Below are 13,018 nucleotides of genomic sequence, written 5' to 3'. Positions count from 1 at the left end.
TACGAACGAAGGGGGAGAATTGCGGATGAAAAGAAGAACGAGGTTGGTAAGTATCGTGTTAGCTGCGATCATGCTGCTGCTTAGCGCGTGTAACATTAACATGGGTGAGGAGCCTGATAAGGGGACGGATTCCGTACCAAAGACCGATGTTGGTGTTCAAAAAGTGGTGTTCTGGCATGCGATGGGAGGAGCTAATACCAAGGTGGTTGATCAATTAGTCGCCAACTTTAACGCTTCACAGGACAAGGTGCAGGTAGAGGCGGTGTATCAGGGAACCTATGATGACCTGTTAAGTAAACTGAAGGCGTCGATGGGCACAAACGAGGGACCATCCGTGGTCCAGATGTACGAGATCGGCAGCCGGTTTATGATCGATTCCAAACTAATTACACCCATGCAGGAGTTCATTGATGCGGATCAGTGGGATGTATCGCAGCTAGAGCCTAATATCAGCGGGTATTATACATTTGGGGATAAGCTGTATTCCATGCCTTTCAACTCCTCTAATCCGATACTGTATTACAATAAAGACCTGTTCAAGGATGCAGGGCTCGATCCGGAAAGTCCGCCTAAGACGTTTGAAGAACTGAAAATCGCGGCAGACACGATATCGAAAAAAGGGAAGGCGGTTGGAGCGAATTTTGCTATATACGGCTGGTTTATGGAGCAGTTGTTTGCCAATCAGGGTGCGGAGTATGTGAACAACGGCAATGGCCGAGACGATCTGGCGACCGAGTCACTGGTCAATACCGAGCCTGGCGTAAAGGTGCTGACTTGGTGGAAGGATCTGATCGATTCCAAGGCAGCCAATAACCTGGGACGTAAAACCGATGATTCCAAGAAGGCATTCTCGGCCGGTCAGGTCGCTATGATTCTGGACTCAACCGCAGCTTTAAAGGGACTTGTGGATAGCTCAGAAGGCAAGTTTGAAGTAGGCACGGGCTTCCTTCCGAAGCCGGAAGGAGCGGGAGAAGGCGGTGTTACCGTGGGCGGAGCAAGCCTGTGGATGATGAACAGTCGTCCTGAAGCAGAGCAAAAAGCCGCATGGGAGTTTATTAAATTCCTGACCTCTCCATCGGAGCAGGCATACTGGCATATCAATACCGGGTACTTCCCGATTACGACAAAGGCGTATGAGGAAGAAAGCGTGAAGGAGAACCTGAAGAAATTCCCGCAATTCCAGACGGCCATTGATCAGCTGCACCAGACGAAGCTGGTTAAAGCGACCCAGGGCGCTGTGATGGGCGTATTCCCCGAGGCAAGACAGATTGTGGAAGGGGCGATTGAAGAGGTGCTGAACAATAAAAAGTCACCGCAGCAGGCACTGGACGACGCAGCGAAAGAAATTACGACCAAGATTCAGGATTACAACCGTACCGTGAAGTAACATAGATGGGGAGCTTCAAACTAAAGGAGAGACAGGGAGTAACAAGCCGATCCATCAGGATCGGCTTGTTGGTTCGTGGCATGAATGCTCAGCCAATAAACGATTCACCGGCAGTTTCGCTTAAGCGATACATTCTTAGAAAGAAATCCACCTCAACCGCAAGCGACGGAATCATGAGTACCTGCGTTCTCTTGAGGCTATACTGGTGGTGTTTGAGTTTACAAAAGAAACGCGAAAGCGTATACTCAGACAAAATAATCGTTAATTATAGTACCTCACCGAATAACAGCCACTTCGTGAGAAAATTCCCTTCCTCGTGTTAACATTCACATTTAGGGCGTATATAACGTTATTCGAAGCTGAATGCCCCTATCCCGGCAAGAACGCGATTAATCGCGCTTATCGGATGGAGGGCGTTTTTTCATATCGTGGCGGACATAGACAGGGGATAGACAAGATGAGCAGATTGACGAAGGAATTGGCGCAAGAAATTGTAACGCGGACGATGCAAGTGATTCATTATAATGTGAACGTCATGGATGAACGGGGACGGATTATCGGTTCTGGCGACCGCTCGCGCTTATATCAGAAGCACGAAGGGGCGCTCATTGCGGTTGAGAGGAATGGTCGCTTCGAGATTGACGAGGAAAGCGCGCGCAAGCTGCAAGGGGTGCTGCCCGGAACCAATCTGGCCATTCACTTCCAGGGCGAAGTTGTTGGGGTCATCGGTATTACCGGCGATCCGAACGAGGTGACCAAGTACGGCGAGCTGGTGAAAATGACGGCGGAAATGTACTTGGAGCAAGCAGATCTGCTGGAAAAAGCCCAATGGGATAAGCGGATGAAGGAGGATTTCCTTCAGTCCGTCATTCATGCGGACGGCAAGGATAACGCCATGCTGCGCCTCCAGGCGGAACGGATTGGCTTCCATCCGGATAAGGCGCGGGTTGCATGCATTATGGAGCTGACCGGTGCGCAGGACGCGAATTCATTGTCTACGCTCAAGCAGGTGGTCGAAATATTGGAGGGTCGGCCGGCCATCGACCTGATCGCCATTCACAATACGCGCCAAATCGTGTTGTATAAGCCCCATCTCCATCCGCGGGAGCCGAACGCCGATATATGCGAAGGCATCCGCCACATTCGCAGGCTGCTGGAGGAGAAGCGGATTGCGCCGCTCCGCATTGCGGTTGGCAAGGCGTATTCCGGCATCGACGGCTTAATCGCGTCTTATCGTTCCGCGCAAGATACGATGCGGGCGGGCCAGGCGATATTCCCGGAGCAGACGGTATACTACGGCGAAGATATGCCGAATGAAACCGTGGCAGCGAACGTTACGCCCTCGTGGGTGGCGGAAGAGCTGCAGCGGCTATGGCGGCGGTTCGTGCAGGAGGATAAGAGCGGGGAACTGCAGCAGACGCTGGAGGCCTATTATGATGAGAACGGCGAGCAGCAGCGCATCGCCGAGCGGCTGTCGATTCACCGGAATACGCTTCGCTACCGGCTGCAGCGCATTCATGAGGCGACCGGCAAAGACCCGAGGCATTTTCGCGATTTATATACGCTGATGACGGCCCGCTGGCTAAGCGCGCTTGGAAGAGAGGAAGCCGGAGAGTGACGGCGTCTGGAAGGAACATGCATGATTGTGCATTTGAACAAAAAACATGTTCTATAAAGCGCTTTATTTTATTTTTATGCATGATGAAGCGCTTTCACATTACAGGTACAGTAATAGTATAACGAATTGAGACAACACATTAGGGGGTCTTGACTATGGACGTATCTGTAACTGTACTTGGTGCTTTGACGGCATTGGTTGTGGCGATTGTGCTTATATTGCGTAAAGTCCCTCCCGCCTATGGCATGATGATTGGGGCACTTGCCGGAGGGGTCGTCGGCGGAATCGGGCTGGTTGATTCGGTGAATTTGATGATGGATGGCGCGAAGGGCATGATTCCGGCCGTGCTGCGCATCCTGGCAGCCGGCGTGCTTGCCGGCGTCCTGATTGAATCGGGCGGTGCGAAGACGATTGCCGAAACGTTGGTCCGCAAGGTCGGCGAGACGCGTGCGCTGTTTGCGCTGGCGTTCGCGACGATGGTACTGACGGCGGTCGGCGTATTTATCGACGTCGCGGTCATTACGGTGGCGCCGATTGCGATCGCGATTGCGCAGCGCGCCGACTTGTCCCGCATGGCGATATTGCTTGCCATGATCGGCGGCGGGAAGGCCGGCAACATTATGTCGCCGAATCCGAACGCCATCTCGGCGGCAGAGGCATTCAATATTCCGCTGACATCAATGATGATGGCAGGAATCATACCGGCTGTCCTTGGGCTATTTGCCACTTATCTGATCGCGAAGCGCCTGTCCAAAAAGGGGACGAAGATCACGGGCCAGGAAAGCGTAGACGACGGGGCTCAGCAGCTTCCGAGCTTCCTGGCGGCGATGGCGGCTCCGATCACGGCGATTGTGCTGTTGGCACTGCGCCCGCTGGCCGGCATCGTCATCGATCCGGTTATCGCGCTGCCGGTCGGAGGCCTCGTTGGCGCCTTGTGCATGGGCCGCATCAAGCAGATCAATCAATTTGCGGTATCGGGCTTGGGCAAAATGTCGGGCGTGGCTGTCATGCTGCTCGGCACGGGGACGTTGGCAGGCATTATATCGAATTCGCAATTGAAGGATGTCATCATCGACAGTCTGGCCTCCTCCGGCTTGCCGGCTTACTTGCTTGCGCCGATAAGCGGCGCGTTCATGTCCTTGGCCACCGCTTCGACAACAGCAGGTACCGCGGTCGCCAGCTCGGTGTTCGGCTCGACGATTATGGGGCTTGGCGTTGCTTCCCTGGGCGCTGCGGCGATGATTCACGCCGGGGCGACCGTCTTCGACCATATGCCGCACGGCAGCTTCTTCCACGCAACGGGCGGAAGCGTCAATATGGCGATGAAGGAGCGTCTGCGTCTTATTCCGTATGAGACCGCAATCGGTCTCGTCCTGGCCGTCGTATCGACATTGGTGTTCGGCGTGTTCGGCTGGTTCTTGTAATTTGCGGCAAAATGATGGTTCAGGCAGTTGGTTAAGACTGATGGAGAGGGAGTGGAGAGAATGAAGGTTGTAATTGCTCCAGACTCATTTAAAGAGAGTTTATCCGCATTAGAGGCATGTCATGCCATAGAGAAGGGAATGCGCGCCGTGTATCCCGAAGCGGATATCGTCAATGTGCCGATGGCTGACGGCGGGGAGGGCACGGTGCAGTCTTTGGTGGATGCGACAGGTGGACGATTGGTTCACCGCGAAGTGACGGGACCGCTTGGCACCCCCGTGACCGCGTTCTACGGCATACTTGGTGACGGGAAGACCGCGATTATTGAAATGGCGGCCGCCTCGGGACTAGCGCTTGTGCCGCCGGAGCAGCGCAATCCGCTCGCGACGACGACGCGCGGCACCGGCGAGCTTATTACGTCGGCGCTGAACGAAGGCGTCAGCACGATTATTCTCGGCTTGGGCGGCAGCGCCACGAACGACGGCGGCGCTGGCATGGCGCAGGCGATCGGGGTGCGGCTGCTTGACGCCGATGGCTCGGAAATTGGCCATGGCGGCGGAGAGTTGCATCGCATTGCCCGCATCGATACGGGCGGAGCCGATCCACGGCTGAAGCAGGTTGCCTTCGTGGCCGCGTGCGATGTGGACAACCCGCTGACCGGAGAGCGCGGCGCCTCGGCCGTATTTGGCCCCCAAAAAGGCGCCGATCCGGCCATGGTACAGCAGCTTGACGGCAATCTCGCCCATTATGCGGCGATGATTAAGGCATGCTTGGGCCGCGACGTGGCCCAGATTCCCGGCGCTGGCGCAGCCGGAGGGCTTGGCGCCGGTATGCTCGCTTTTTTGGCCGCTGAGTTGAAGCGGGGCGTGGATATCGTTATCGAAGCGACGGGGCTGGCTTCGCAAGTGAAGGATGCGGATCTCGTCATTACGGGAGAAGGCCGAATCGACGGCCAGACGATTTACGGCAAAACGCCGATGGGCGTGGCCAAGACGGCCAAGCGGTACGGAGTGCCGGTTATCGGCATCGCGGGCTCGCTTGCGGACGGGCATGAAGCGGTGCTTGAGCATGGCATCGATATCGTGTTCACGATCGTGCCCGGCGTATGCAGCCTGGACGATGCGATAAGACAAGCCGCCGCCAATATGGAGCGTACAGCGCGCAATATGGCGATGACGTTAAAATGCGGTAGCAAGTTGGCTTGAATAAGATGACGATTAGAGGCGGGCATGATGGAATTCGAGTATAGGATTTGATTGGCAATCCTGTTGCTTTGGCACTAGAGTATAACGTAACATCTAAGAATTTACGTAGTTTCCGGTACTTAAGGGGCCATCCCATAAGTAAGTCTGCTTACTCGATGAGACGGCTCAATTGATGAAAAAACAGCAAAAAATAAAGGAATGGCGGTTCCAGGGAGGTCAGCCCTGTACCGCCATTTCTGTTTTTGACGTAATTCTAGATCCGTTGTGTGTAAGCGTAGACGATGACTTTGGTGAGCATCTTGGGATGGTAGCTGTCTTTGACCGCCGCCGGGATAGGCACTCGCGATCTTTGCGTCTAAAAAAGTAAGAAATCTGCACGGCGTAGCGGAGAGGACGAAACGATTCCGGACAAGCGTCAGCGCTCGCCTCCCTCCTTATGATTCAATTTTCTTGCGCTAGCTCGCTAATTCGCAGGATTTCATTCGTTATGAAAACAAATGTGACAACGAAGGCGACAAAAGGGGGACCGTATGGCGAATGTGGGCATAACGAAATAAGGGGAAGTGCGAAATTCCCATAATTTTCCTTTATTCGCATGCTCCATCTTCGTCCTTGAGGTTTGCCCTCCCATGTCTCAACGGGTCTATGCCCTTTCATTCCTTCGTTACACCTATCAAGGAGATGGAGTCCGTTACTGCTTTGTCCACGGGTCTGAGCCCTTTAGGCGAGCGTATCGGTTCTTCATGCTTCTTGTGAATCCTGCGAATGAGCCAGTAGGCAAGTGGTCGGTTATTAAGCGGCGACCGTTACTTTGTTGATGTCGTAAACGGAATGCTTCTTCGCCATAGCTACAAGCATACGAGCAAGCTTCCCGCACAGCTTCATGATCGACTTCATACCTTTCATGTTCTTCACTTGTTTGTTGTACTGATGCAGCGCCCGAAATTCTGGATTAATGGAAACCATATGAAAGACCGTCATGAAAAGAAGTTTTCGCAGTCCAGGTCGCCCTCGCTTCGTGATTTTCACTTCGCCCTTGTAGGTACCTGAGCTGTTTTCGGACAGATGTAAGCCAGCTAACCGAAGGACTTGGTTACCATGAGTAAAGCCGCCCAAATCACCCGCTTCACTGTATAACGTAGCCAGCGTAATATCATTCATGCCTTTAATGGTACGAAGGAGCTTTGCTGTGGGAATGCTTCGAAGGAGTTGACTCATCTTTTCTTCCAGTTGATTCAATTGGTCGTTATACATCTGCAGTTGTTGCAGCAGTAACGATATACTAAGTTTTGCTTCCTCTACACAATTCGGAATGGCAGCTGTCCGTTGCGCCGCATGGATGAGGGCAGCGGATACCTTACGGCTGCCTGCGCGCTTCAGTCGTTTTCTCCACCCGGCGATAACGTCTTCAACCGTTAAGTGGCGAAGATCGGATGGATGCGCAAATTCGGCCAACGTTGCGAGTGCCGTCTTCGAGGTGATGTCCTTAAATACCTGCTGAAACTCAGGGAAGTACATGTCAGTCCACCGATACATCTGGTTGACGACACTGGAGACTTGCTTGGTCACAAAGTCTCTGGTGCCCACAAGCTGCCTAAGCGCCCGATACGGCTCGGCGTGAATATGAGTTTCAGAATAGTATCCATTCTTCACCATGTCGGCAATGACCAAGGCATCTTTGACATCGTTTTTAGTTGGAGAGTTGTCCCGGTTTTCTTTGTTACGCTTCACTTGAAACGGGTTAACGAGAACGAGCTCGAGCAGCCTCTCTTTAAGCCAGAACGCTAGGTTGAACCAGTAGTGACCGGTTGGCTCAACGCCGAAGATGACATCGGTCTTGTTAAACTGAAGCATTAGAGCTTGCATCCACTGATATAACTTTTCATATCCTTCGAGATCGTTAGAGAACACAAGGTAGGAACCTCGTTCAATGCCACGATAGTCTGTCGCACGTGCGACATGTTTAAATTTTGCAATGTCGATGCCAATGATGAGATGATGGTTGGTTATACGTTCAATTCGTTGATTTTGTTTAACTGATTGTTTAAACTTCATAATAAGAGCACCTTCCTTATGATGTTGTGGTTGTCGTAGTGGACACCTTTCATCATAAGGAGGTGCTCGTTCAATTTCAAAGCCGAAATTTAAGAGCATACAGGAATGCTTTGCCCACACATTTCGTCCTTGCCCAGAACCATTCCAAGAAATGTGGGGGCAACAGCGATGGTAGGAACGATTCGTACACGGAGCGTCTTCTAACAGCAAGAAGGGGGTCTCCCGCAAGATCTAAGATCCTTTGGGACAGCCCCCTTGTGGTCGTCTTACCGTGACTCCGTGTAATATTCCACGAGGAAATCACGGAAAGAAATCGCAGCCTTGGACAAGTACCTGGATTCCAGCCATGCCATTTGGAATATGCGGCGGGCGAGGGGTTCTTGAATGCTTAGCTTCGTCAGCTTTAATTCCTCGCTGCTTCTGCATTCACCGATTAAAGCTACGCCAAACCCGGAACGGACCAGATCGGATATGGTTCCGGGGTCCTCCACCTCGCAGACGACCTTCGGGTGAAAACCAGCTTGTTTGCAAAATTCATTATTCATCTTCTGATATGGGTGACCTTCTTTATAACCGACAAACGATTCTCCTGCAGCCTCGCTTAAGTGAATTTGATTTTTTTCGGCTAAGCGATGGGTGGGGGGAACGGCCAAGAACACCTCTTCTACGAGCAAAGGCAAGCTGCGAATATCCGGGTGCCGGATAGGCATAGAGGTGAGAAAGAAATCAACCTCATTATGTTCAATGGTCTGAACCATATCCTCCATCGAAGACTGAATGATATGAAAGTTAACTTTCGGATGTTTGTTTAGAAACAATCTTAAAGGCTCGCGGAGCTGCTCCATGTTGGATAAGGCCAAATGAATACGCCCATGCTCCAGCCCCGCCAAATCCTCGACTTCACGCCGTCCCTCCTCCAGCAGCTGCAGAGCTGCTTTGGCTTTTACCAAAAATGCTTTACCATACGGATTGAGACGAATCTGCCGGCCTTGGCGTTCAAATAACGGAGCGCCGAGATCCTCCTCGAGTCTGGAAATGGTCTTGCTGAGCGCCGGCTGAGCAATATGGAGCTCCTCTGCGGCTTTGGTCATATGTTCAAGTCTTGCTACGGTTACAAAATACTTCAGCTGTAACATTTCCACTAACGGTTCACCCCCCTTGCTTATATACTCCAGTATATATACACATAGACATTTTTGTATTTTTTATTATCTATCGATGATTATAGAATGATCTCAGAAACAAGATCAAGGGATTCATGAAAGGATGATCGATATGAAAGCCGTAGCGTTTAGTACGATTGGACCGCCGGATGTCCTGCGTGTTTTGGAATTTGAAGATCCTCAGGCCGGTAACGGTCAGATAAGAGTTAAAGTCAAGGCAGCCGGGGTACAGCCTGCCGACTGCGGGATAAGGGGAAGCGGCTGGGCTCCGCCTAATGTGACATTGCGGATGCCGCAAATTCTTGGCAATGAGTTCGCTGGGACGATAGATCAGGTAGGTGAGGGGGTCACCGACTTTGAGGTTGGAGAGAACGTCATTGGCTGGTCTTTACTCGCCTGCTACGCGGAGTATGTGGTAGTCAGGACAGATCAAGTTGTACGCAAGCCGGATTCCATGCCGTGGGAAGAAGCGGGCGTGCTGACTGCATCTGGGCAAACTGCCCATACGGCTCTTCAGGCGTTAGGAATAGGTGAAGGCGATACCGTTCTGATTCATGCAGCAGCAGGTGGCGTCGGTTCTTTCGCCGTCCAAATCGCTCGTGCCTGGGGAGCCCGGGTCATCGGAACGGCAAGCGAGCGAAATCATGATTATCTTCGTTCACTGGGTGCAGTTCCTGTTGTTTATGGCCCGGGTCTTGTAGACCGGGTTAAGCCGGCAGCCCCCGAGGGAGTGAGTGCTGCGCTGGATGCAGCTGGCGAAGAAGCGCTGCTGGCCTCGTTGGAGCTTGTCGGCGACCGGAGTCGCATCGGCACGATTGTAGCTTTTGATCGGGTAGAAGAACTGGGCGTTCGCGCGATCCGCAGTCAGCGATCCAAGGATCGATTGGCCGAACTGGTTCAATTATATGAACAAGGGAATCTGCAGATCCATGTGTCCCGGACGTTTTCGCTGAGCGAAGCGGCAGAAGCGCATCGCACCGTGGAGTCCGGCCATGTTCGGGGGAAGGTCGTGCTGCGGATAGACCAGCCATGAGATGGAAGCGGTCGCCTTTGTCCCCGAATTTCTACCGTTACCAAACAATGATTGAAATTTGGGGGCGACAGCGATTGGAGGCATGATTCGTACACGCGGCGTCATACAAAAGACGGAGGAGGGGTCCCAGACTAAGGTCCAGGAAGAAACTGGTCCGTGGCAGCGTGTTAACTTTTTCCTTCACGATATAATGGAAATATACATAAAGAGAAATGACGTGGAGGATTTTATGAGAAAACAGAGTATGATGGCAGTAAAGATCTCATCGTTGTTGATATTTGCTGTCCTGGTAGGATGCGATGCCGCTAATAATGCGGAGGAAGCAGTAAAGCGGGAGCTTGATCAATTGGCACAAGTCGGGAATATGGCCGGCGATTCAGCGCTTGCTATTAGTGATCATGTAAAGCGGGAAGGGAAAGAGTTCGAGTTGACGACGGCTCAGGAAGTCGGCACAGCCGAGGGACTGGCCATCGACCATGCTGTAGGCAATGTTGAGCTCATCGCTGTACCCGGTGATGAGATCAAAGTGAAAACGACGGTGTGGTTTAACGAAGGCTTCTTCAAGAATGACAACATTCGTACCCAGGTTACGGAGCAGGCCGCTACTTCCTTTACGCTCAAGGACGACATCCTGGAATTAAGAACGCACCCTATGGAGGACTCCAGCAAGAGTTTATGGGATTGGTCGCAGAAGCAATTTGGCGACTCCGGATTCATGATAGATTATGTAATCGAAGTACCGGAAGACCTGCAGCATATCCGCATAAAGAATGATGTTGGGAAGATTCGGGTGAACGAATTGAAGGGGGATTTTGAACTTCAGTTGGGAGCCGGGGAAATTCAGCTCGCCAAAACGGAAATCACGGGCAATTCCAAGATCGTATCCGAAGCGGGCAGCGTGAAGCTGGACCTTGAGCAGATCGATAAGGACAGCACGCTGACAGCCAACACATCGGCAGGCAGTATCACAGCCATGTTTGCGCCGTCCATGAAATACACGCTGGATACCGAAACCGAGCTTGGACAGATTACTGGAGCAAGCCGGGGTCAGAGTGACATAAACGGCGGCGGAGCGAAAATATCCCTGACGACCGCCCTTGGTTCCATCAAAGTTAATCCATAAGCGGCACATGATAGCTAAGAGCACTTGCCAAATTCCATAACGAGATAACCTCTTGGATAATCGGTGAAACTCTTTGAGTCTCCCTAATATATAGTGATCAAGGATCAAAAAAACAATCACGGATGTAGATCATCCGCGATTGTTTTTTTTGTATGTTAAACCACAGAGTGAATGGGGAATGGGCCTTACATTAATTTCAGAACTTGGCACAGCTGATATAGATAGTGCACGCCGCGTATTTGGTTATGGTTGCGGTAGTTGAGGTATACCAGCGTGTCCTTGAGCACCCGTCTGGCGTTATCGACTTGATGATGCTCGAGTTCATGCAGTACATCCTTGATGACCTCCAGCGGGTAATTCGCTGAGCGGAGAATCCGAATGATCATGATCTGCCGGATCTGGGCGCCATCGAACTTCCGATAGCCGTTTTCCCGATCCCGAGGCAGATGAAGTACGCCTTCCTTCTCCCAGTGGCGGATGGCCGAGGTGGGAACGCCGGTCTCGGCCGCAACCTCCCCGATGGTCAGCTCTCTTTTTCGGCCACGGGTATCGACAACGTCAAGCTGCTCGGTTTCCAGAATGCGGATGGTCCGCTCCGTTAGGATTTTATCCTGCTGGAGATTGGCTTGGACCTCATTTACGATCCAGAGCGCTTCATCCAGCTCGCTCTCCTGCAGCTTGACCATCACTTGCTTCGTAACGTCTACGCCGAAACCGGGAAACATGGCCCTTATGCATTCAAAGTAAGCGGCATGCTCCTCGGTATATATCCGGTATCCGTTCGGAGCACGCTTCGCGGGAGGAACAATCCCCCATTGCTCGTAGTGCTTGAGCGCACTTGTGGTAATCCCCAATTTCTTGGCGATATCAATTGGTCTGATACCCATGACGTTCCCCCTTACCTCATACGGATCTGCCTGCATCCTTTTTCCTGGGGGATTGTATCATGAAGAACGGTCAATGGAAAGCCTGCTGGGAAAATAACGAAACGATCGTCTGGATCCATATCATGATGATTGACGTTCCAAAAATGCGCGGATATATCCGATGATTTCCGGTCCATGTGATTCCAACGCAAAATGCCCGGCATCCTTCAGGATGTGAAGCTCGGCATCGGGCAGATCCCGCAGATACGGATGGGCCCCATTCTCAGGGAAGATGTGGTCGCCTTGCCCCCACACGATAAGGGTCGGTGGCTGCGCATCGCGGAAATATTGCTGCCAGGCCGGATATAAAGGAGGATTCGATCCGTAATCCAGGAACAAATCCAGCTGAATTTCCTGGTTACCGGGGCGGTCAAGCAGCGCTTGATCCAGCGTGTAGGTGTCCGGGCTAATGAAGGAGGTATCATGGACGCCATGCGTATACTGCCACTTCGTTGCCTCGATGCTGGTTAACCAGCGCAGAGCCTCGCGTTTATCCGAATTCGCGGGATCTTCCCAGTACGCTTTAATGGGATTCCAGAATTCTTCGAGCCCCTCCTCGTAGGCATTTCCATTCTGGATGATCAGCCCCCGAACCTGCTCGGGATGGCGTGCTGCAATCCGGAACCCCACGGGTGCACCGTAATCCATAAGGTAGACGTAGAAGCTCTGGATATTTAATTGGGCGAGCAATTCCTCGATGAGCTGACTGAAATGGTCAAAGCTATACTGGAATTGATCATGGTCAGGTGCGCTGCTGTATCCAAATCCGGGATAATCAGGTGCAATCACATGATACTGTTCGGCAAGAGCCGGCATCAATTGACGATACATTTGACTGGAAGTCGGGAAACCATGCAGAAGTAATACAACAGGCGAGCCGGGGGTCCCTGCTTCACGGTAAAAAATGTCCAAGCCTTCGATTTGGGCCGTGTGATACTGGATTTTATGATTCATCTGATAAATACCTCCTTGAATTTACCTGCGTTTTTTTATGATGCGATTGTTATGTAGATCCTTTTGACTGGTCGTCATGAGAAGAAGAAAACACCACCTCCTTTATTTTATTAACCATCATTAATGATTTAA

Annotated in this window: 10 protein-coding genes; 6 read left to right on the top strand and 4 right to left on the bottom strand. The window is 52.0% G+C overall.

Annotated elements, in window-relative coordinates:
- Positions 1-25: 25 nt before the first annotated feature.
- The 4 genes from CRG97_RS23980 (at position 26) to CRG97_RS23965 (ending at position 5,632) form a co-directional block, all read left to right on the top strand.
- Positions 26-1,387 carry an ABC transporter substrate-binding protein gene (locus CRG97_RS23980; protein WP_098748218.1) on the top strand — a complete coding sequence of 454 codons (1,362 nt, stop codon included), beginning with the start codon at positions 26-28 and terminating at the stop codon, positions 1,385-1,387.
- Positions 1,388-1,844: 457 nt separating this feature from the next.
- On the top strand, positions 1,845-3,005 hold the full coding sequence (locus CRG97_RS23975; protein WP_098748216.1) for a sugar diacid recognition domain-containing protein: 1,161 nt from the start codon (positions 1,845-1,847) through the stop codon (positions 3,003-3,005).
- 155 nt (positions 3,006-3,160) lie between these two features.
- Positions 3,161-4,429 (top strand): GntP family permease, encoded by a 1,269-nt coding sequence (locus CRG97_RS23970; RefSeq protein WP_098748214.1) that lies wholly within the window; start codon positions 3,161-3,163, stop codon positions 4,427-4,429.
- 60 nt (positions 4,430-4,489) lie between these two features.
- Positions 4,490-5,632: a glycerate kinase gene (locus tag CRG97_RS23965; protein ID WP_098748212.1), complete on the top strand. Its 1,143-nt coding sequence runs from the start codon at positions 4,490-4,492 to the stop codon at positions 5,630-5,632.
- A 792-nt stretch (positions 5,633-6,424) separates the two neighbouring features.
- On the opposite strand, the gene CRG97_RS23955 is transcribed toward CRG97_RS23965, so the two are convergent.
- Together CRG97_RS23955 and CRG97_RS23950 are read right to left on the bottom strand one after the other, a co-directional pair.
- Complete coding sequence (locus tag CRG97_RS23955; RefSeq protein ID WP_098748207.1) at positions 6,425-7,687, bottom strand: IS110 family RNA-guided transposase; 1,263 nt, start codon at positions 7,685-7,687, stop codon at positions 6,425-6,427.
- Between the two features lie 266 nt (positions 7,688-7,953).
- Positions 7,954-8,829, bottom strand: a complete 876-nt coding sequence (locus tag CRG97_RS23950) for a LysR family transcriptional regulator (RefSeq protein WP_098748205.1) — start codon at positions 8,827-8,829, stop codon at positions 7,954-7,956.
- A 133-nt stretch (positions 8,830-8,962) separates the two neighbouring features.
- Between CRG97_RS23950 and CRG97_RS23945 the strand changes: the two genes are divergently transcribed.
- On the top strand, positions 8,963-9,883 hold the full coding sequence (locus CRG97_RS23945) for an NADP-dependent oxidoreductase (protein ID WP_098748202.1): 921 nt from the start codon (positions 8,963-8,965) through the stop codon (positions 9,881-9,883).
- Positions 9,884-10,112: 229 nt separating this feature from the next.
- A complete protein-coding gene (locus CRG97_RS23940; protein WP_098748243.1) occupies positions 10,113-11,006 on the top strand; it encodes a DUF4097 family beta strand repeat-containing protein in 894 nt (297 codons plus the stop codon).
- Positions 11,007-11,191: 185 nt separating this feature from the next.
- On the opposite strand, the gene CRG97_RS23935 is transcribed toward CRG97_RS23940, so the two are convergent.
- Both CRG97_RS23935 and CRG97_RS23930 read right to left on the bottom strand, forming a co-directional pair.
- Positions 11,192-11,893: a MerR family transcriptional regulator gene (locus CRG97_RS23935; RefSeq protein WP_098748199.1), complete on the bottom strand. Its 702-nt coding sequence runs from the start codon at positions 11,891-11,893 to the stop codon at positions 11,192-11,194.
- Between the two features lie 120 nt (positions 11,894-12,013).
- Positions 12,014-12,886 carry an alpha/beta fold hydrolase gene (locus CRG97_RS23930; RefSeq protein ID WP_098748197.1) on the bottom strand — a complete coding sequence of 291 codons (873 nt, stop codon included), beginning with the start codon at positions 12,884-12,886 and terminating at the stop codon, positions 12,014-12,016.
- Positions 12,887-13,018 lie beyond the last annotated feature (132 nt).

The organism is Paenibacillus sp. EZ-K15, from assembly GCF_002573715.1.
Classification (GTDB): Bacteria; Bacillota; Bacilli; order Paenibacillales; family Paenibacillaceae; genus Paenibacillus_AQ.
The sequence above is the reverse complement of the archived record's forward strand: the minus strand, read 5'-3'. Positions and strand labels throughout refer to the sequence as shown.